The organism is Burkholderia sp. MR1-5-21 (assembly GCF_053427715.1).
On the sequence record NZ_JBSAXD010000031.1, the window covers coordinates 34,841 to 54,208 of the forward strand.

Sequence of the window (19,368 nt, forward strand, 5' to 3'; positions counted from 1 at the left end):
CGGTCGACGCGGATAACGGCCATCCGTCGTCAACACGAGAAGACGGCCGCAATCCGCGTCGACCAGACATTCGCTGGCTCAACGGACAGCGCTTCACCCCCCAGCTTCGCCGAAGACCCAGATCGCGACGATCAAGCCGCATACCACCCATATCCATGACTCGAAGGCGACACGCCACGGCAACGGTACCGTCTTGATCTCCATGAAGTGCAGTATCACCGCCCGCCCTTTGATCGCCGCGATCAGCATGATGCCGGCAACCGTCACGGCGCCGCCCGACACAATGCGATGCTCCGCCAGCAGGCCGCTGCACAGTGTCGCCGTCACCAGAAACAGCCACACGATCAACGCACGGGCTACCGTCGTATGCGCGTTGGTGGTCATCGCGCCCCCATCAAATAGAGCATCGGGAAAATGACGATCCAGAGCAGGTCGACCATATGCCAATACAGCGCGCCTGATTCGATCCACGCAAACAACGCTCCTTCATGCACCGGCTCCGGGCCGGCCCGGAACCACAGCGTGCCGAGAATGGTCATGCCGGCGATAAAGTGAATGAAGTGCGCCCCCGTCAACACGAAGTAGAACATGAAGAAATCGTTGGTCAGCATGCTGATGCCGTGGGCAAACTTGTCGGCGTATTCGGTGAGCTTGACAACACCGAAACCGGCGCCGATCAACATCGACAACAGCAACCAACGTCGAACGTGATCTTTTCGCGCGCGCCGTGCCGCATCGACCGCAAATACCACGAACATGCCGCTCGTCATCAGAATCAAGGTATTCAGCAGCCCGAGTTCGATATTCAGACGTTGAGACGAGAAATCGAACAGTTTCAGCTGCCCGCTCCGCTCGATCATGAAGGCCACGAAGAGCACACCAAAGATCACGAGATCCGCGATGATGAAGAACAGGACGCCGGGAACCGACGCGGCACGAGCACTTCGCCGGGAAGTTCCTCCCGGCCTGTCAGTCGACGCTGGGGAAGCGAAATGGGTCATGGCAACTCGCAGGCTCGAGGATCACGCATTCGACAGACGCGTGCCGACGGGCCGAGGCGCGGTGCTGCTCGCGAGACTCAACCGATCGGCACGTTCCCGCTCGAGCCGAGGCACGGCCTTGAAGACGTAAAACGAGATCAACAGGATGTAGGCGAACCAAACCAGGAATTCGACCCAGAAGTTCAGCCAGCCCTGGCGAGCAAAAAGACCGATCTTGAAGAATGGCATCATCAGCTCGAAGAGAAAGCTGAGGCCAGCCCAGATCGAATACCAGCAGGCCCAACGCGGAAACAGCGGTTTCGCGCGCTGGTCCGTCAATCCCGAGATGCCGATCGCAACCATCGGAATGGTGGTAATCGCATAGAACATATCGATCAACAGCCAGCCCATGTCATAGAGCATTTGCAGCGTTACCGGCGAAAGCACATCCGGGCGATATGCGCCGGTCAACCAGAACACGGATGATGTCACGAGCGGCACGACCGTCAGACCGCCACCCCACATCTGCAAGGTCGAAAGAATGTCGTTTTCCTGCGGATTGATCAGCTCCATGACCTTGGTGATGGACAAGGTCCAGGGCAAATAGAGCACGCCGAACAGCATCGCGCCGGCCATGCCGGCGCGGACTTCGTTGTAGTGGTGACGGAAGAAATCCGCCATCTGATCGGGGGTCTGGTCAGCCGGAATCGGTGGAATGTTGTAGCCGAGCATGCCCCAACACAACAGGAAAGCGGCAAGAAAAATTGGCCCGCACACTGCACAGATCCGCCAGTATTTGAAATATGAAGGATTACAAATCGTCGAATTCATCATCTATCTCCTTTACCTTGGTTGCGTGTTCCTGACACTGAAAATCCGCCCATCGCGACTGACAGGCATGTCTACTTCGGCAAGCGCAAAGCGCTTACGCTCGCCCCATCAGGCGATTCGCCGCCAATTCACCGCTGAATACGGCCGCTTCGACGCCCGCGTGCGCGAAGTAGTCACCCGCCAGGAAAATGCCCTTCGGCATTTCGCCATGCAACGCGTTCAGCATCGCGTAGTGTCCGGGACCCGCGATAGAGAGCCCCCGCTTATAACGGAACAAGTGCACGAATGTCGGCTCCGGCGCCGCGCCAAAGACCTCCGTTACCGCGACCACCGCCTCGCGCTTGATGTCCTCATCTGTCATGTGTTCCAGCGGAGGCGTATAGAAGTAAACGCCTACGGCTTCTCCCCCAGGCGGAACCGCATCGGGATGCCTCCTGCTCTGCAGAACGCAAGCCCCCCAGTTCCGAAGGTCGTTGGCGGGTAGCGCAACGCTCACAGGGAAGTTCGGCCATGGATTCCTTGCGTAACAAACCTGAACATGTGCGTATTCGGAGTACAGGCACTCCCGGAGCTTTCTGGTCGACTGCTCCGATACGATTCCCTCGAGCAAATCGGCCGACACGCCGGGTTCCGACGCGAGGACAATTGCGTCCACGGTGTGCGGTTCGTCATTCGCGACGACCGTGTAGCCGCTGTCATGCTTCGCCACGCCCGTCACCGGGCTCGACAGTCGAAGATCGAGACCCGGCGAGCCTTCAATGAGCCAGTCGCAAATCTGGCCCATGCCCTTGGGAGGAACCTGCAGCGAGAGTTTGTAGAATTGCTGAATGATTGCCTGATAGAGGGACGTCGAAAGCCAGTTCATCGGCACCGCATACAGGAACCCCATGTATGGCACGGTAATGTAGTTGTGCCCCTTCTTCCCGAGAACTCGCATGGACCAGCTCTCCAGATGTTCGCCCTTGTCATGCTTTGCGAGTTCCGCACCGTCAAAGCAGGATTTCGGACCGGACGAGAGCAGTTGGCCAACGACGCCTGCAGCGATCCGGAGCTTGTCGAGAACACTGAAGACCGGTAGCTTCAGAAAGCTCAATACCTGATCGAAGTCCACGGTATAGCGCTGCCTGTCCCAGTCGACGACATGCGTCTTGGCGTCCCAGGCAACCAGGTCTTTGTGGCGGCCCAGTTCCTTCAGGATCGCATTGGTCCGCGGATAGATTCCGCCCATGAGGAACAACGCGCCGGAACCAAGATTGAACCCGTCGCGATGAACCTGGCTCGTTCGCCCGCCTGCATGGTCCTGGCTTTCGAACAACAAGACTTCATGCCCGTGCTTGCGCAACGTGTATGCGGCGGTACAGCCGGCCGGGCCGGCACCAATGACAGCAACCTTCACGATGTTTCCTCTATTGATCTACCGCGCTGGAAATTCCTGAATCGGGATAGGCTGGGTTCACACCCGAACCGTTGTGCATCCGCCGTCGATACCCGCTTTGGTGTGCGATGCCAGGGCGTTCAAAGGGAAACGCGTCCGGATGTCGTCGACCACCTGTCTTGCGACTTCCGCACATGCCGCCGTACCGCCCGTTGCCCACGGCTTGACTCCGTCGCCAACGTTCCAAAGATTGGCAATTGGCGTGTCCCGTGGCAGGTCATATCCGGTAACAGCACGCTGCGCTGGCCATTCATGCGCCGTGACGTCGATCGCAACGATCCTGGCACTGTCGAAGCCGGGGAAGTGTTCACGAAGATCGTCCAACAGCAGCGCCTTTTCATGCTCGACGTCGAACTCTCCGCATGGCGGTTGCGGAACCGACGCGCCGCAATACAGGTTCCAACCGGGCGGTGCACGCCGGAGCTCCGGCGCGCTGAAATTGGCCGCATAAACCATACGCCGCGTCTTTGCGAACAACGCCAGCCCGGGAAAGCGCGCCAGAGGCTGCTTGCTGGCGAAGTGCACCGTGATGATCGCGGCAGGATGGGTCGCATCCCGAACCGATTGCACGTACCCGCGGGGGAACCGCTCCTTATCGACGAGTAACGCAGTCTGCAGCGGACCAATGTTGCTCACGACGACACTGCATCGAACGGTCGTCGATACGCCGCCCCTCTCGATCACGGCACCATTGATCACGCCGTCACTGGAGAACGTAAGCGCTTTCACCGAAGCCTCGAGCCAGACCTCCCCGCCCTTCGACGCAATGAGATTCACCAGCGGCTTCCAGACTTCGATCGTGCCGCCCGGTGGCAGCCCGAACTTCTTGAATGCCGTGTCTTTGGTGAAGTAGTGCAGAAAGACATCCGCGTAGAAGATCTTGCTGTTTGCCGCGAACATCGCGCCCACCGCGTTGTCGATAAGGCCGTGGACGGCAGCGTTGCGCGTAAACCGGTTCAACCACTCGGAAAGCAACTGCCCCTGTTTCGGCTCGAGCGACGGAATGAGCTTCCCAAGTGCCGCCATTGCCTTCGGCGCGGTGTTTCGAAGCCAGCCACCGATTCCCTCCGACACGTTGACGTCTTTGCCATTCAGTCGCAGAACGGTCGACGCCCGCTGTGGAATATGGAGGTCAAGGACGAGCCCGAGGTCCTCATAGGTCTTCGCAACGGCCCCGTCCACTTCGATGATGAGCGCTCCGGTATTGCACAGGAAGCCGTCGACTTCCCGAGTGGACGCGCGCCCACCCACGCGGTCGAGCGATTCGACAAGCAGCGTCCGATAACCCGAATGGGCGAGCCGTGCCGCCGCACATATGCCGCCGGCGCCGGCACCAATCACGATGGCGTCGAAGCATGAAGGTTCACCTTGCATACATAACTCCCGCGATCTCATCGAAGATCGCATGTTGCGATTTTGCTGGGCTTCCGAGGGCGCCATTGAAGGCCGTGATCACAGCAACGCCTCTCGGGCGCGCCGCGCAGGAAACACCGCGCTTTCGCAGCGCCGACAAAACAAACAGTACAGTTCGTCTGTATTGTTGGCAAGAAAAAAGAACACGCAGCATCGTCCTAGAACCGTTTCGTGTAGGAGCACATCACGTGAATCATCGAGTCGGTCACCGAGATCGGCACGCTGCTGCCGGTGCCGGCGCTGCTGATGACGCGCTTGGGCAACGAATATCCGACCGCGAAGTCGATCGTCCCGTCCCGATCGAGCGTGTACGCTCCCCCAACGGTTATGCTTGTGGTCGGTGTCGAAGGGATGATGGCCACCAGCCCGAAGTTGGGCGTCGCCTCCTGGGCATAGTGAAAGCCCCCACGGAAGGTCCAATTGGCGTTGTACCGGTATTGCATGCCAATCGAGAACACATTGACGTCCTGGTAATTCAGCGGGAGTGACAGGGAGATTCCCTGCCCCGAACCGTCCTGGGTGAACCTGACGTGCATATCCTTCATGACGCTGTGCCAGAAGACGCGCTGGTAGTCCGCCGCGACGGTGAGTTGATCGGTCAAGTCATGACTGATACCAACCGTAAGCGAAGCAGGCATCTGAAAATTGACGACGCTGACCGTACCGCTGATCGGAATGTTGCCGGCAGACGAACTCACCGCGGTAACCTGAGCATGTCCGGTCAAGTCGCTTACGTGAGTTTTGAATTGATAAGCAAGGCCCAGCCTGGTCCTGGGTGTGGCCTGGTAGGTCAGCCCCAGCTTGCCGCTGATGCCCCAGCCATCGGCCGCGCCGCCGGCGATCTTGCCGTTGTTGAATTGCAGCTGGGCGCCTGAAAGACCCGGCACGCTCATCAACGACGACAGCAAACCACCCGACAGCCTTCCCTGGCCCGCCAGCGTGCCGAGTTGGGAAGCATCGAACAGCAACCCCATGTTCGCCGCGGTCATGACAGCTTCCACCGCGCCACCGACGGTAAGCTTGTCGGTCACTTGGTACGCAAGCGAAAGGGGAATCTTCATCACCATCAGGCGGGAGAAATTGTCCAGCCCCGTGTCCACGCTGTTGGTCGTGGTTCGCGACAGAAAACTGCTGGTGCCATACTCCGTCCCGACGCCGGATGACGCGAAGACGCCAAGGCCCAGCGCATAACGCCCATGTCGCCATAAATAGGCGAAGTCCGGCGCATAGTAAGGCCCGTTGTTCCTGCCGACAGCATGAGAATCCGCGATCTCGCCCGTCGCTTCATTCTTTGCCTTGACGTCCGCCGTGATGACCCCGACGCCGAGCTCGACATACTGTCCGTCGCTCATGAGTCCAAGCGTCGCCGGATTCACCATGATGCCGGCCAACCCGACATTGCTGGCCGCCGCCGTCCCTCCCATCGCGAGTGAAGTCGCCCCATAGGCGCTCAGGTTGAACGCGTCTTGCGCCCAGACATTTTCACTCGGAATTTGGGCAGCCAGACACCCTGCTGCCACGGCAGCATATGCACCTTTCATTGCCTGTCTCCAATCCTTTGTATTTTGTTTTACTGATCGATTGCCGATACCCGCAACCTATAAACCCGGTCGCCGCGCGCGTCGCGGGTCAGGACACGGATTGCATTGCACTCGGACAATGCCTTATCGTGATCTCCGATCCGCGAAGCATTCAGTTCAGCTCCCGGCTCGAATATCCGAGCAGCCATCTGGCGACGATGAGTCGGTTGATCTCACCCGCCCCTTCGAAAATGTCGAATATCCGAGCATCCCGAAACCACTTCTCGGCCAGATGGTCCTCGGTCAGCGCGAGCGGCCCGAGGAGCTCCATGCACGCCTGGGTAATGCGGCGCGTGGCCATACCGCCCAATGCTTTTGCCATGGAGGCCTCGACCATCGTCCCCTCGTCCGTGACCCCGTTGCGCTGCTCCGACCATTTCGCGTGCAGGATCGACAGCTTCGTGGCGTCGTGCAGCGCTTCAAGCGCAATCAGGCGATCCTGTACCGCGGAGCGCGCATTGCGGCCTTGCTCGTAGTTGAGCGTCTGCTCCCCCTCGCAGAGATTCTCGCGGACCGCGTCAAGCATGTTGCTGGCCGTTTTGAGCCCGAATGCGGTGACCATCGCACGAGATCCGTTGAACACCATCAGCGTGCGCTTGAAATCGGCGTCAAGCTTGTTCCGTGACGGCACGCGGCAATCCTGAAGCACGAAATCCGCGGTATCCCATGCACGCATGCCCATTTTGTCGACCTGCCCAAGGAGTTGCAGGCCCGGCGCGCCCTTTTCCACCACGAACGAGCAGAACGGGCGAATGCCACGCTCGTCCGGCGGACCCTTGAGCATGACGACCGCGCCCGCCGCCTCTCCGAAACCCGAACAATAGATCTTCTCGCCATTCAATATCCATTCGTCCGTGGCTTCTTCGTAACGCGCGTTCCCAACCATCGCTCGCGGATCGGATCCGGCGCCCGGCTCCGAAATGGCGATAGAGAGCAGCTTGCCGCCGAAACTCGCGATTTGATCCGGCGTTCCCGCATAATTGACGATCTTCGTCCCGAGGAATCGATTCGTGTCGCGCCTCATCCGCACGTCGGGATATTCGAGGTGAAGCAGCGCCTGCGAGACGATCGGTCCGCTCGTTCCGCTCGGGTCCGCTTCGAGCAACGCGTAAGGGTCCTGGCGCCCGGCGGCCTCGGGAAGTTCGACCGGCTCGAGCATTTCGTGGTGCTGATCGTAGTAACGTGCGTATTTACGGGAAATTTCTGCGTCTTCACGAGCAATATTCACCAGATGCTCATCTTTGGGTGTGAGGCTAAAGTCAACCACGTTTGATCTCCTTGGTCACGATCAGACACCGGCCACGCCTTCGAGCATCGAGACTGCCCGGGCATTTCGATACCACATTTCGATTGGATGCTCGCGCACGAACCCATGGCCGCCGAAAATCTGCAAGCCTTCGTCCGCGATCAGCATGGATTGACGCGCGGCGTAGGTATATGCAAGCTGCGCCGCCCGCGTTGCCTCCTGGCCGTTTCCGAGTTCGAACGCCGCTCGCCACGTCATCAAGCGCATGGCCGCCACCTCGATGTACATGTCCGCGATACGGAATGCGATCGACTGCTTGTTCGCCAACGCCGAGCCGTGTACCACTCGATCCTTGGCATAAGGGATCACGTACTCCATGACACCGCGCGACAAACCGGTCATGACGGCGGCAAGCCCCGCGCGCGACGAATCCACAATGCGTTGGACGTTTGCGCCGGCGCCTTCGCCCAGGCGTCCCGCGCGCGGAACGAACACGCGATCGAACAGGACGTCGCTCATGCCGAGCGCCCGAAGGCCGACCGTCGGCACCGGCGTCTCGACGCTGACGCCCGTTGCGTCACGATCGACGATGAAAGCTGCCCGCCCGCCATCCGCCTGGGCGATCACGAGAAAATGGCTGGCGCTGGAAGCCAGCGGGACCATTGTCTTGCGTCCGCTCAGTCGCCATCCATCGCCGTCGCGCACGGCGGAGGTCGTCGGCACCGACACGTCCGAGCCGAAATGCGGTTCCATCAGCGCTATGGCCGCGGCATGAAATGCCTTTTCCTGAAAAAGCGGCAGCAACGCCTGACGCTGGACCGAAGATCCCTGGTCCATGATGGCCTGCGTGAAGGCAACCGGTCCCGCGAGCGCAAGCGCGAGTGTCGCATCGGCCGCGGCGAGCTCCTCGAGCACAAGCACGTTGAGAATCGAGCACCGCCCCTGATCCTCGTCGCCTTGCATCTGCATGAGGCCAGTCGACCACAGCGCATCCAGCGTCGATACGGGAATCGTCGATTCCCGGTCCAGCTTCTGTGCGATCGGACGCAACTCCCGTTGCGCGAAGCTTCGCATCGCGTTACGTGCGAGTTCCTGCTCCTCGCTCAAATCGAACGTAATCAAGTCTCTCTCCTGTTCTCCTGCACTACGCAGTTCAAATCTGTTCCACGAAGCGCCATTGCATCGTTCGTGATATTCGCCCTTCTCAACCCGCCGAAAATCGCGGGAAGCGAATGACGACCCGCAGTCAACGCTTCGCGAGCTCGCGCCTCGTATCGCGCAGAATCTCCTCGGTGTGTTCGCCAAGCAGCGGCGCGCGTGCCGCGACGTCGACCGTTGAACGACCGAAACGCACCGGGAAGTTCATTTGCCGGATCACACCGAACTCGGGATCCTCATGATCGACATAGACATGGCTGCTGCTGACTTGCGGGTCTTCGAAGAACTCATCCAGCGTATAGATCGGGCCGATCGCCACCCCCTCGGATTCGGCGCGCGCCAACACTTCGGCGCGCGTCATCGTGCCGGCCTTGCCGCCGAGCGCTCGCCACATCTCGCCGTTTCGTTCGATTCGTTTCGCCGCCGACTTCCAGGTCTCGTCACCCAGCAGATCTTCCCGATCGAAGAGCCGACACGCGGCCGCAAACTGATCGTCCGTCTGGATGTGACCGATGACCCATCCGTCGCTCGTGCGAAGCGGGTGATGAATGTCGAGTGCGGGGGCTTTGCGTGCGTCGGGCGTCCGGAACGTATAGTTTCCGATGTTGTCCGTGAGCCCGAACCACGAGAACGCGTTCAGCAGCGACGCATCGATGCGCTGCCCTTGCCCGCCGCTGCGTTCGCGATGCAGCAGTGCCGCGAGAATCGCGCTTGCCGTGATCGTCGCGGTCGACTTGTCCACCATCAGATTGCGGATCGGCTCGGGTGTATCGCCGCGTCCCTGCAAATACATGACGCCCGTCATGCCCTGAAGGACATGGTCGTATGCGGGTTTGGATGCGTAGGGCCCCGACTCGCCAAAACCGGAAATCGACGTATAGATCAGCTTCGGGTTGGCACTCTGCAGTGACTCGTAGCCCAGGCCGAGCCGCTCCATCACACGAGGACGCATGTTGTGAAGCAACACATCCGACGATAACGCCAGCTCCCGAGCGACTTCCAGGTCACGGGGCGCCTTCAGATCCAGCACGATGCTTTTCTTGCCGCGGTTCACCGTCATGAACAACGCGCCCATTCCCTTGTGGAACGGCCCGACCCTGCGCATCGGATCGCCTTCCGGCGCCTCGATCTTGATGACCTCCGCGCCCATGTCAGCCAGAATCTGCCCCGCTAACGGAGCCGACACCATCGAACCCAGCTCGAGCACGCGGAGCCTCGAACACGGTCCGCCCATCCTCGCTTCCTCGCTCATCTTTTCCTCCGATAATCCAATGTCGCGATCGCCATCGCAGCGTCGACAAGTTCTCGATGCGACCAACAGAACCGGCCGATCCACGGCATGCTCAAAATTCCTGATATAAAACCAACGCGTCTGTTTTTATTTGTATCGGCACATGACGGGACTTCTCCAGCGAATCAACTGTCAGAACAGGTGACGTATGCCCACCATGGCGCCAGCCTGTCCGATTCCAGGTGCCGGCACAGCAGGAACGACACTGCTCGACGACACCGAATAAACCGCACCGCTTCCGCTGTTCTTCATGTAAGCAAGCAGACCGTATACCGCGGTGCGCTTGGAAAGGTTGTAGTTGGCACGAAAGACCCCCATCGTCCCGTCCGCATCGTATGACCGGTTCCTGATGTGCGAAATTTGCGCGTCGAAGACCCATGCGACGTACGGCACCGACACGCCGAGATAGCTGAGATCCGTTCGCACTGTCCGAACATCCCCTTTGATTTCCCGATGCAGCCATCCGCCCCCGACCTTGACCTTCCCGACGAGAACATAACCGTTTGCCTGGTACCTCCGATCGGTATCGCCCGAGTTCGCGAAAGCGACGCCGCTCAAGCCGGGCACGACCGTCATTGCCGTTGCGCCGGCGCCACCGCGCTGCTCGTCATAGATGAGTGCGGCGCCCCAGTTCGCGCGGTCGTATTTCAGCATCGTGGTGATCGCACGGCATGACATCATGTCCCCGGGAAGCTGCCCGCCGCAGTTGCTTGCAGACAGGCCGTCGCGCCCGAACGAATAGCTGACGCCGACCGTCAGATCCGAAAATTTCCCGCGATACTCGACGCTGTTGTCCGCCCGTGCCGCAGCAAGGTAGCCATCGAACGATCCCATGCTGAAAGCGGCAGGGCCGATCACATCCGCATCGGCCATGCCATAGATGGTCATGTTCATTTGCCGGCCGACAGTCAATTGTCCCCACGCGCCCTTGAGCCCGACAAACGACTGCCGCCCAAATAAGCGGCCATTCTGGAGCGACGTCCCTGAAGACAGCGCAAAGCCGCTTTCGAGCGTGAAAACCGTCTTGATTCCTCCGCCCAGATCCTCTTCTCCGCGCAACCCCCAGCGGGACGGCAGATCGCCGCCACTGATCGTCGGGAGCCGCAACATCGCGCCGCCTGTCGGTGACGCATGAGTAAAGAACTCCACTCCGGTATCGACAATGCCGTACAACGTAATCGTCGATTGCGCGCATGCCGGCGCACAGATGCTCACCAAGGTGGCGAGCAACGCTGCTCGTTGATGTCTCATTTGTCTCCTTGACCATGTTGATGGCTCGTTCCTTTACTGCCCGATTCCATCAGAGGCGGCGCTCTCATGCCGATACAAACGCTGGCACGTCACGCCGTCGTTTTTCTTTAAACAGACAGTCTCGTTTTTTGATGCCGCTCAAATCGGCTTCCTTCCGATATGCGAACCTACCGTGCATGATGAAAAGAAGTGCCTGCTGTCCGGAGCGCGTGACGCCGCGCAGCGCCTGCCACCGAACATCACGTCGGCGACCTGGTCTGGCGTCGCCCGGACGAAGCGACGCCATTCACCCTGTCACGCCGAATTGCGCAACAGGTCCAGCGCGACATCCACGATCATGTCCTCCTGCCCGCCCACCATCTTGCGGCGCCCCAGTTCGACGAGGATATCCACGGCCTTAAGGCCATATTTCTCCGCCGCAACCTCCGAATGGCGCAGGAAGCTCGAATAGACGCCCGCATAGCCGAGCGCGAGTGTCTCGCGGTCGACTCGCACCGGACGGTCCTGCAGCGGCCGCACGATATCGTCTGCCGCATCCATCAGCGCGTACAGGTCCGTCCCGTGGTTCCAGCCGAGCCGCTCGGCCGCCGCGATGAACACTTCAAGCGGCGCGTTGCCCGCGCCCGCGCCCATGCCGGCCAGGCTCGCGTCGACCCGGTCGCACCCCTCCTCGACCGCGGCGATCGAGTTCGCGACGCCGAGACTCAGATTGTGGTGCGCGTGGATGCCGGTCTGCGTCGCCGGATCGAGCACCGCCTTCAGCGACTGGAAGCGATCACGGATATCGCCCATCGTCATCGCGCCGCCCGAATCGACGACATAGATGCAGGTCGCGCCGTAGCTTTCCATCTTCTTCGCCTCGACGGCCAGGTTCTCCGGCGTCGTCATGTGGCTCATCATCAGAAAGCCCACCGTGTCCATGCCGAGCGAGCGCGCATACTCGATATGCTGCTTCGAGATATCGGCTTCGGTGCAGTGCGTCGCGACGCGCACGACACGTGCGCCGGCATCGTAAGCGGCCTTCAGGTCGTGAATCGTGCCGATGCCCGGCAGGAGCAGCGTGGCGATCTTCGCCTGCTCGACCACTTCCGCCACCGCCGCGATCCATTCCAGATCCGTGTGTGCGCCGAAACCGTAGTTGAACGACGATCCTCGCAGGCCATCGCCATGTGCAACCTCGATGCTGTCCACGCCGGCTTCGTCCAGCGCGCGAGCGATACGCCGAGCATCCGCCACGCCGTACTGATGCCGGATTGCGTGCATGCCGTCACGCAGCGTCACATCCGACACGTAGATCTTCTTGCTCTTGTCGTACATGATCCATTGCCTCCTTATGCGACGGCCGGCTGGCGCGCCGCCATGCGTTCGGCGGTGGCGAGCGCCGCGCTGGTCATGATGTCCAGGTTCCCGGCGTAGCTCGGCAGGTAGTGTCCCGCGCCCTCGACCTCGAGGAACACCGACACCTTCAGGCGCGGCGCCCGCGCGGCGGCCGGTTCCTGCGGCATGCGTCCGTAGAACTCGTCGAACTGCACGACCTGCTTCAGGCGATACCCCGGCACATACGCGCGAACCGAGGCCACCATCTGCTCGACCGATTCGACGATCGCAGCCCGGCTGGCGTCTCCTGGAACCAGGCAGTACACCGTGTCGCGCATGATCAGCGGCGGCTCCGCCGGGTTGAGGATGATGATGGCCTTGCCGGCCCTCGCACCGCCCACCTGCACGATCGCGTTCGACGTGGTCTCAGTAAACTCGTCGATATTGGCTCGCGTACCCGGGCCCGCGGAGCGGCTCGAGATCGACGCGACGATCTCGGCGTATTCGACCGGCGCGACGCGGGACACCGCCGCGACCATCGGAATCGTCGCTTGCCCGCCGCAGGTCACCATGTTCACGTTCGGCGAATCCAGATGCTGGTCGATGTTGACTGCCGGAACGACAAATGGACCGATCGCTGCCGGCGTCAGGTCGATCACGCGCACGCCGTGCGGACGCAGCAACCGTTCATGCGTGGCGTGTGCGCCGGCGCTCGTGGCGTCGAATACGTAGCGGATGGATCCGAAATCGGGGTGGGCGAGCAGCCCGTCGATCCCGGTCGTCACGGTCAGCACGCCCATACGCTCGGCCCGCTTCAGGCCGTCCGACTCCGGATCGATGCCGACGAACGCGCCCATCTTCAGGTGCTTTCCGTAGCGGAGAATCTTGACCATCAGGTCGGTGCCGATGTTTCCGGACCCGACGATGGCGACTGCGTGCTTTTCGTCGTTGGAGCTCATGTGGAGAACCTCATCAGGAGAAGATGGCCCGAACCGGGGCAAAGCCGTCGATGTGCGCAACGCAGGTCTGACCTGCCTGCACCGCCACCATCGGACCAAGCGCGCCGGTGAGGATGACGTCGCCGGCGCGCATCGGCGTGCCGACCTGGACGAGCGTGTCGGCAAGCCAGCGCGCGGCGTTCAGCGGATTGCCCAGACAGGCAGCGCCCGCGCCGTGCGACACGGTCTCGTCGCCACGGGTCATGCGCATCGACACGCCGGCCAGATCCAGCCTCGATAGCGGGACTGGCTGCGTGCCGAGCACGAACAGGCCCGATGACGCGTTGTCGGCGACGGTGTCCAGGAAACGGATGTTCCAGTCCGCAATGCGGCTCGCGACCACCTCGATCGCGGCGAGCGCATAGGCGGTGGCGCCAATCAGGTCGGCGACCGTATGCCGCTCGTGGTCGAGATCCTTCGCCAGCACGAGCGCGATCTCGGCCTCGGCCTTCGGCTGCAGCAGACGACTCGTATCGATCGGTTCGCCGTCGACGATCGCCATGTCGTCCAGCAGCGTGCCGAAATCGGGACGGCCGACGCCGAGCTGCTTCTGAACGGCTGGTGACGTCAGACCGATCTTCCGTCCGACGATTCTTCTGCCAGCCCACACTTGTCGCTGGATATTGATCTGCTGTACTGCATAGGCGAGTTCCGCCTGCGCATGTTCGTCCCTGCCCTCGAAACGATCGCGCACGGGGGCGCAAGGCGCTCTGTACTGCTGAGCATTCCAGAGACTTTCTGCGATTTCGTTTGCCTCGTTCATCTTCGGCTGCTCACTCGACCGTTCCGGTCTTGAAGAATCGGATGGCGACCTCGTTGAACTCTTCGATCGCCTCGTATTGCGGCCAGTGCGCCGAATTGCCTTTCATGAAGTAGAGGATGCTTCCCGGCACCTTCGCCTGTGCGGCTTTCACCGATTTGGTATCGTGGATCGGGTTGTCGTGTGTCCACAGGAACAGCGTCCCCTCGGGCAGCTTCTCCAATGGGATCAGATACTCGTCGTGGCGCGCGAGAATTTCGTTGAGCTTCGGCAACACCGCGCGGCTTTCCGGGCGCAGGTAGATGCGCAGGCGCAGTTCGACCAGCTCGTCGTCCACGAGGTGACGGTTGTCCGGATGCATCAGCCAGTACATGCGGGCCTGCACCGATTCGTAGGTGGGCGTATTGTCGATATTGCGCCTGTTCAGCCCGATGAAGGTCTCCAGGTCTTGCTTGCCCTTCTGAGTCACGATAGGGATGCCACCCGCCGTGTTCAGCATGAGGCGCCGCACGCGGTGGGGGTTCGCCGCGGCAAAGTGCCCGGACACCCAGCCTCCGAGCGACTCGCCCGACAGGTGGGCCTTTTCGATGCCGAGTGCATCCATCAACTCGCCAAGCTGCTCCGCAAGCATGATCGGGTTGTATTCCCGAACCGGCTTGCTCGACAGCCCCTGGCCCACATAGTCGAACGCGATGACGTGAAAGTCCTTCGATAACGGCACGATGTTCTTCGCATACGCTTCCAGATGGCCGTTGATGCCATGCTGCAGGATGAGCGTTTCGGAGTTGCCTTTCCCGGCCTCGGCGATGCGGATCGTGCCGAAGTTCTTCGTGTCGACGTAGCGGATTTCCGCGCCGAGCAAATCAAGCCAGAGACTCATCGATTTTTCCTTTATGAAAAGCAGACACAGCAACGCCACCCCCGCGGATTCCGCAGGGGTGGCGTTGAATGACGGATAGGCGTGTGAGAACCGGCCGCGCGCTGGCGCGAACGCGGCCTTAGCGTGACGGCGGGAAGTTGAGGCTCATGTACGCGCGCGCGATCCGGGACCACTGCTCGATGGTGAAGCGCGAATATTCCGGATCGTTGCGCAAGAAACGACGCATCACCATCCCGCGATAGATGCTCTGCGTGATGTTCAGCACGGTGCGTGCCGGCTCGTCGGCCAGCCCGGAGCGCAGCAGCGCATCCAGCCACGCCTTCTCGATCGGCAGCCGGTGCTTGCGCGAGATCGCACGAACCTTCTGTCTCAGTTCGGGTTCGTGATCGCCGAGATTCAGCAGCGACATCGAGATGATGAAGTTCGGCCCCAGGTAAAACTTGGCCGAGTCCGCCATGAGCGCATCGAGGATGTCGTCCCCGGGCTGCAGGCCCTCGATCAGCTTCATGCTGGATTCGGTCGATTCCTGATAGAGCTTTTGCAGTGCCGCGACGACCAACGCTTCCTTGGTCGGAAAATGATGGGTTTGCGCACCGCGCGATACGTTGGCGGCGGCCGCGACCTGTTCGACCCGGAATCCCGCGTAACCCTTTTTCATCAGCTCGCTGACGGCGGCTTCCAAGATTCGCGAACGCGTCTCTTCGCGTCTTTCGGCCTGGGTGCGGCGTCGCTCTGGAACTTTTTTTGTCATCGTAACGTGTCGAGTCAACCGAAGACGATATTAGACTACCTCGTCCGTCGACTTGGCAACCAGTCTCCGTGCCCGGCATCCGCTCGAACGATGCCGACATCCGATGATCCCGCGTCGTCATTGCGCGGCCCCCCACGACGGAGCCGAAAATTCGGCGTCCTTTGCCGACGCCTCAGGATCCGCGTCGGTCAGGAAATCCCACAGGCGTTCGAATACCCCACCGGTGCTCACCTGTCTCGCGCCGATCTCGTCACGGCTCAGGCCGCTGGCATCGATCTCCTGGCTGCCGGCCACGGAACGCACCAGTGTCTCGATTCGCGCGGCATCCTCGAGGCACCATGCGAAACCCACGGCCAGTTCAATGCTCGGCCCCACCGTAACGGCGCCGTTCGCCCGCATGACCAGCGACGGCGCGTCGCCCAGATGCTCGGCCAGTTGCGCCGCCAACCCGTCGTCGCGCAGCAGTCGCGGATCGTCCCAGAACTTGCAGGCCGCGTTGAACGCACCGACGCCGTGCCGTGGCTTGGGCACGATCCTGAGGGTGGAGAGCGCCACCACGTTGGGCGGCATCACGCGACACACTCCGCCCACGTCCGGGCGCTGCTTGTAGATCTGCTGATGGATGCGGACCTCGCCCAGCACGCCGGGCGGGAGCGGCGCGTCGATGCGAACGACCGTTCCCGGTTCGCCCACGCCGATGCGCCCCATCGGCCTGGACGCGCAGACCAGGAAGGTGTGCTCGTCGATCCGGGCGCTGCAATGCCCCCACGCCTGCACCAGACCGTGACGCGCGAGCGCACGTGCCGATACCCGCACGCGACGCTCGATGCCGGTGAGTTCGACGCCGCTCATATCGCGTGTGCTCCCGCGTCCACGAAGACGCGACCGTTCTCGACCTTCACCGGCCAACTGCGGAGCGCATGCTCGCAGGGCATCGCGCAAGGCCGCCCGTCACGCACGTCGAACCGCCCGAAATGCCAACTGCATTCGACCTCGTAGCCGTCGAGCGAGCCGTCCTCGGACAACGACGCCTCCCCGTGCGAGCAGATGTCGTCGGTGACGTAGAACTCGCCATCGACGCAGTAGATCGCGACCGCATGTCCGGACGGCAACGTGCCGCGACGGATCTCGCCATCGGCCACATCGTCGCACGAACCCAAATCGACCATTTCAGTGGTTGTACTCATTTTGATCCTCACAGCATCGTGCTGCCGCCGTTCACGCTGATGACCTGCCCTGTGACAAACGCCGCGTCCGGCAGAGCCAGATAGCCCACCATCGACGCAACCTCTTCGATTTCGCCTACACGGCCCATCGGAATGACGTCCACGAAGTCCTGGGCGAGTTTCGGATTCGACAGCTTCACTTTCGCCCAAACCTCCGTATTCACCGCGCACGGGGCGACCGTGTTGACGGTGATACCGTCCAACGCGAACTCGCGCGCCAGTCCCGTCGTCAATCCATGCATGCCGCCCTTCGCGGCGTTGTATCCCGCGTGGGCCGGCAGGCCATTGCGAACCGAGTCCGCGCCGATGTTGACGATTCGGCCGTACTTCGCGGCGACCATGTCCGGCAGGAACACCCGGCTACACCAGATGACCGTCCACAGATTCCGGTCGACGGTCGCCTTGAGGGTGTCGGGCGTGTGCTCCAGGAACGGACGAATCACGCCGCCGCCCGCGCAATTGACCAGGATCTGCGCCGGACCGAACCGTTTGGTGACGGCAGCGTGCAACGCCTGCGCGCCGCGCTCCTTCGACAGGTCTGCCGCGTGCACCGCGATCGACTTGCCGAATGACTTCGCGAATCGCTCACGCGTGGCGGACAGCCCCTGCTTGTCGATGTCCGAGGCCACGACCTTCGCGCCCAGTTTCAGCAGCCGCTCGACGATGCCGAGCCCGATGCCGTGGGCACCGCCGCTGACCACCGCCACCTGCCCATTCAGATCGGTCTGTTCTTTTTTCATTTCGCTCAACCGGCCACCTTCTGCATCTTGGGAACGGACACCTCGGCCGCGTCCTTTTCGATCGGACCGCTGCGCCCGAACTGCCCATCCGGCACCGCCCCCCAGACATCGAGCGACTCGGGCACGGGCTCCAGGCAGCGCGGCGGCCGCGCACCCTGTTCCGAGAACTCCTCCATGCCGAAGCTGTACTCGACGGTGATGCCGTCCGGATCGAGGAAATAGAAGAACACGCTGTCGGACGGCGGATGCCTGCCGGGGCCGAACACCACCTTCAGGTCGTGCTTCTTGATCCGGTAAAGCGCCTTGCCGATGTCATCGATGTCCGTGACCATGAAGTTCACGTGATGGAAGTGGCTGCTGCTTGCCGGCCCGACCGCGAACGTGTGATGGAACGGATTCGGATGACAGCGCATGAACACGATGCGATCCTCGATCAAGTCGGAAATCCGGAATCCGAAATCGCGCACCAACGAGTCCCGGCTCGCCTCGAAATTCTCGGCGCCGATCACCACATGGCCGATGCGCGCGATCTTGGCGACCGTCGGCACGAACGGCTTGCTCAGGTGCAGGTTGCCGGCGAACAGCTCGAACAGCAGGCCGCTGTGCCGTTCCCGTACGCGAAAACTCAGCCCCTGCCTCATCTGACGGGCTTCGTCCTTCGGCACCCAGACCGGCGCCATGCCGAGCTTCTCGAAATGGTCGAAGGCAGCGCGCACGTCGCTTTCCTGCTCCAGCTCGAAGCCGACGCGCTTGAGCCCGTGCTCATCCGCCTGGCAGAGCACGATGTTGTGATGGTCCCGGCTACACCGCAGGTACGCGACATCGGTGTCCAGCTGCACGACCTCGAGACCGACGATGTCCTCATAGAACGCCACCGACCGGCCGAGATCGGTGACATTGATGGCCGCATAGCCGAGCTTCTTGTAGCGGAACGGAAGCGTGATATCCATGATCGCCTTCTTTCAGAGAATGATGCTCACCCGCCCGTGCGGACGGAGCGCCTCGAGATCCAGGAAGCAGCGCTTCTCGACGATCCTGAGCTGCCCGTCGACGCGCCGCAGGCAGTAGTGGGCACTGCCGATGTACGCGTCGTTGCTTCCGAACTTCATCCGGTAGGTCACGAACGCGGTGGCGACCTTGATCTCGTCCGGGCCGGCGTCGAGGATGCGGACGTTGCTCACCAGATGGCGCGTGCGGGAACGCGGGTACTCCGAGTGCGCGGTCTTCTTCATCAAACGGATCACCCGTTCGCGCAACCGGACAGGATCGTCCGCGATATAGAACAGGCTGTCGTCCGCGCTTGCGGTACGCGGCAGATCGGTCGACGGCACGTAGTAGCAGCCATCGTCGGTGAACAGATCCAGCCAGTCGTGGAGCTGCCAGGTGTCGAGCAGCTCCGCTTCGTGGTACAGCAGGTCTTCTACTTCCGTTCGTGTCACGTATTCAGCGAAATCGCTGGACGACGGGACGCGCATGGCCTCTTTTTCGATCGTGACGGCATTCATGGGCAT

Annotated in this window: 20 protein-coding genes; all 20 read right to left on the reverse strand. The window is 61.5% G+C overall.

The genetic code is table 11. The features are described from left to right. Positions 1 to 93: 93 nt before the first annotated feature. Positions 94 to 384, reverse strand: a complete 291-nt coding sequence (locus tag ACV229_RS31915; protein ID WP_448087072.1) for a cytochrome C oxidase subunit IV family protein — start codon at positions 382 to 384, stop codon at positions 94 to 96. After that, positions 381 to 1,001: a cytochrome c oxidase subunit 3 gene (locus tag ACV229_RS31920; protein ID WP_448087073.1), complete on the reverse strand. Its 621-nt coding sequence runs from the start codon at positions 999 to 1,001 to the stop codon at positions 381 to 383. Before ACV229_RS31920 ends, ACV229_RS31915 begins: the two co-directional genes overlap by 4 nt. Positions 1,002 to 1,022: 21 nt before the next feature. After that, positions 1,023 to 1,811, reverse strand: a complete 789-nt coding sequence (locus ACV229_RS31925) for a hypothetical protein (protein WP_448087074.1) — start codon at positions 1,809 to 1,811, stop codon at positions 1,023 to 1,025. A gap of 94 nt (positions 1,812 to 1,905) precedes the next feature. Further along, a complete protein-coding gene (locus tag ACV229_RS31930; RefSeq protein WP_448087075.1) occupies positions 1,906 to 3,207 on the reverse strand; it encodes a protoporphyrinogen/coproporphyrinogen oxidase in 1,302 nt (433 codons plus the stop codon). A 57-nt stretch (positions 3,208 to 3,264) separates the two neighbouring features. Further along, positions 3,265 to 4,620, reverse strand: a complete 1,356-nt coding sequence (locus ACV229_RS31935; protein ID WP_448087076.1) for a phytoene desaturase family protein — start codon at positions 4,618 to 4,620, stop codon at positions 3,265 to 3,267. Positions 4,621 to 4,817: 197 nt separating this feature from the next. Beyond that, a complete protein-coding gene (locus tag ACV229_RS31940) occupies positions 4,818 to 6,200 on the reverse strand; it encodes an OmpP1/FadL family transporter (RefSeq protein ID WP_448087077.1) in 1,383 nt (460 codons plus the stop codon). A 151-nt stretch (positions 6,201 to 6,351) separates the two neighbouring features. Next, entirely contained in the window at positions 6,352 to 7,506 is a 1,155-nt protein-coding gene (locus tag ACV229_RS31945; protein ID WP_448087078.1) for an acyl-CoA dehydrogenase family protein, read from the reverse strand. A gap of 21 nt (positions 7,507 to 7,527) precedes the next feature. Further along, positions 7,528 to 8,607: an acyl-CoA dehydrogenase family protein gene (locus ACV229_RS31950; protein WP_448087079.1), complete on the reverse strand. Its 1,080-nt coding sequence runs from the start codon at positions 8,605 to 8,607 to the stop codon at positions 7,528 to 7,530. A gap of 124 nt (positions 8,608 to 8,731) precedes the next feature. Further along, positions 8,732 to 9,895 (reverse strand): CaiB/BaiF CoA transferase family protein, encoded by a 1,164-nt coding sequence (locus ACV229_RS31955; protein WP_448087080.1) that lies wholly within the window; start codon positions 9,893 to 9,895, stop codon positions 8,732 to 8,734. A 171-nt stretch (positions 9,896 to 10,066) separates the two neighbouring features. Then, positions 10,067 to 11,185 (reverse strand): porin, encoded by a 1,119-nt coding sequence (locus tag ACV229_RS31960; RefSeq protein WP_448087081.1) that lies wholly within the window; start codon positions 11,183 to 11,185, stop codon positions 10,067 to 10,069. 294 nt (positions 11,186 to 11,479) lie between these two features. Further along, positions 11,480 to 12,502: a 4-hydroxy-2-oxovalerate aldolase gene (dmpG, locus tag ACV229_RS31965; RefSeq protein ID WP_448087082.1), complete on the reverse strand. Its 1,023-nt coding sequence runs from the start codon at positions 12,500 to 12,502 to the stop codon at positions 11,480 to 11,482. A gap of 14 nt (positions 12,503 to 12,516) precedes the next feature. Then, positions 12,517 to 13,461 carry an acetaldehyde dehydrogenase (acetylating) gene (locus ACV229_RS31970; protein ID WP_448087083.1) on the reverse strand — a complete coding sequence of 315 codons (945 nt, stop codon included), beginning with the start codon at positions 13,459 to 13,461 and terminating at the stop codon, positions 12,517 to 12,519. Between the two features lie 13 nt (positions 13,462 to 13,474). Then, positions 13,475 to 14,263 carry a 2-keto-4-pentenoate hydratase gene (locus ACV229_RS31975; protein WP_448087084.1) on the reverse strand — a complete coding sequence of 263 codons (789 nt, stop codon included), beginning with the start codon at positions 14,261 to 14,263 and terminating at the stop codon, positions 13,475 to 13,477. A gap of 10 nt (positions 14,264 to 14,273) precedes the next feature. Next, the gene (locus tag ACV229_RS31980) at positions 14,274 to 15,140 is read right to left on the reverse strand and encodes an alpha/beta fold hydrolase (RefSeq protein WP_448087085.1); all 867 of its coding nucleotides are present in this window, start codon (positions 15,138 to 15,140) and stop codon (positions 14,274 to 14,276) included. A 118-nt stretch (positions 15,141 to 15,258) separates the two neighbouring features. After that, positions 15,259 to 15,822, reverse strand: a complete 564-nt coding sequence (locus ACV229_RS31985) for a TetR/AcrR family transcriptional regulator (RefSeq protein WP_448087086.1) — start codon at positions 15,820 to 15,822, stop codon at positions 15,259 to 15,261. Positions 15,823 to 16,008: 186 nt separating this feature from the next. Next, on the reverse strand, positions 16,009 to 16,743 hold the full coding sequence (locus ACV229_RS31990; RefSeq protein ID WP_448087087.1) for a class II aldolase/adducin family protein: 735 nt from the start codon (positions 16,741 to 16,743) through the stop codon (positions 16,009 to 16,011). Then, positions 16,740 to 17,078 (reverse strand): non-heme iron oxygenase ferredoxin subunit, encoded by a 339-nt coding sequence (locus ACV229_RS31995; RefSeq protein WP_448087088.1) that lies wholly within the window; start codon positions 17,076 to 17,078, stop codon positions 16,740 to 16,742. The genes ACV229_RS31990 and ACV229_RS31995 overlap by 4 nt, the downstream gene beginning before the upstream one ends. A gap of 8 nt (positions 17,079 to 17,086) precedes the next feature. After that, positions 17,087 to 17,857, reverse strand: a complete 771-nt coding sequence (locus ACV229_RS32000; protein ID WP_448087089.1) for an SDR family oxidoreductase — start codon at positions 17,855 to 17,857, stop codon at positions 17,087 to 17,089. Between the two features lie 5 nt (positions 17,858 to 17,862). Next, positions 17,863 to 18,807, reverse strand: coding sequence for a VOC family protein (locus tag ACV229_RS32005; RefSeq protein ID WP_448087090.1), 945 nt, complete (start codon positions 18,805 to 18,807; stop codon positions 17,863 to 17,865). A gap of 12 nt (positions 18,808 to 18,819) precedes the next feature. Beyond that, a complete protein-coding gene (locus tag ACV229_RS32010; protein WP_448087091.1) occupies positions 18,820 to 19,362 on the reverse strand; it encodes an aromatic-ring-hydroxylating dioxygenase subunit beta in 543 nt (180 codons plus the stop codon). Positions 19,363 to 19,368: the final 6 nt, after the last annotated feature.

What these genes read in the sequence shown, in the direction of transcription:
- ACV229_RS31955 (WP_448087080.1), bottom strand. Translation starts at nt 9,895, where the DNA reads ATGAGCGAGGAAGCGAGGATGGGCGGACCGTGTTCGAGGCTCCGCGTG.
- ACV229_RS31975 (WP_448087084.1), bottom strand. Translation starts at nt 14,263, where the DNA reads ATGAACGAGGCAAACGAAATCGCAGAAAGTCTCTGGAATGCTCAGCAG.
- ACV229_RS31920 (WP_448087073.1), bottom strand. Translation starts at nt 1,001, where the DNA reads ATGACCCATTTCGCTTCCCCAGCGTCGACTGACAGGCCGGGAGGAACT.
- ACV229_RS31935 (WP_448087076.1), bottom strand. Translation starts at nt 4,620, where the DNA reads ATGCAAGGTGAACCTTCATGCTTCGACGCCATCGTGATTGGTGCCGGC.
- ACV229_RS31995 (WP_448087088.1), bottom strand. Translation starts at nt 17,078, where the DNA reads ATGAGTACAACCACTGAAATGGTCGATTTGGGTTCGTGCGACGATGTG.
- ACV229_RS31925 (WP_448087074.1), bottom strand. Translation starts at nt 1,811, where the DNA reads ATGAATTCGACGATTTGTAATCCTTCATATTTCAAATACTGGCGGATC.
- ACV229_RS31970 (WP_448087083.1), bottom strand. Translation starts at nt 13,461, where the DNA reads ATGAGCTCCAACGACGAAAAGCACGCAGTCGCCATCGTCGGGTCCGGA.
- ACV229_RS32010 (WP_448087091.1), bottom strand. Translation starts at nt 19,362, where the DNA reads ATGAATGCCGTCACGATCGAAAAAGAGGCCATGCGCGTCCCGTCGTCC.
- ACV229_RS31915 (WP_448087072.1), bottom strand. Translation starts at nt 384, where the DNA reads ATGACCACCAACGCGCATACGACGGTAGCCCGTGCGTTGATCGTGTGG.
- ACV229_RS31960 (WP_448087081.1), bottom strand. Translation starts at nt 11,185, where the DNA reads ATGAGACATCAACGAGCAGCGTTGCTCGCCACCTTGGTGAGCATCTGT.
- ACV229_RS31990 (WP_448087087.1), bottom strand. Translation starts at nt 16,743, where the DNA reads ATGAGCGGCGTCGAACTCACCGGCATCGAGCGTCGCGTGCGGGTATCG.
- ACV229_RS31940 (WP_448087077.1), bottom strand. Translation starts at nt 6,200, where the DNA reads ATGAAAGGTGCATATGCTGCCGTGGCAGCAGGGTGTCTGGCTGCCCAA.
- dmpG (WP_448087082.1), bottom strand. Translation starts at nt 12,502, where the DNA reads ATGTACGACAAGAGCAAGAAGATCTACGTGTCGGATGTGACGCTGCGT.
- ACV229_RS31980 (WP_448087085.1), bottom strand. Translation starts at nt 15,140, where the DNA reads ATGAGTCTCTGGCTTGATTTGCTCGGCGCGGAAATCCGCTACGTCGAC.
- ACV229_RS32005 (WP_448087090.1), bottom strand. Translation starts at nt 18,807, where the DNA reads ATGGATATCACGCTTCCGTTCCGCTACAAGAAGCTCGGCTATGCGGCC.
- ACV229_RS32000 (WP_448087089.1), bottom strand. Translation starts at nt 17,857, where the DNA reads ATGAAAAAAGAACAGACCGATCTGAATGGGCAGGTGGCGGTGGTCAGC.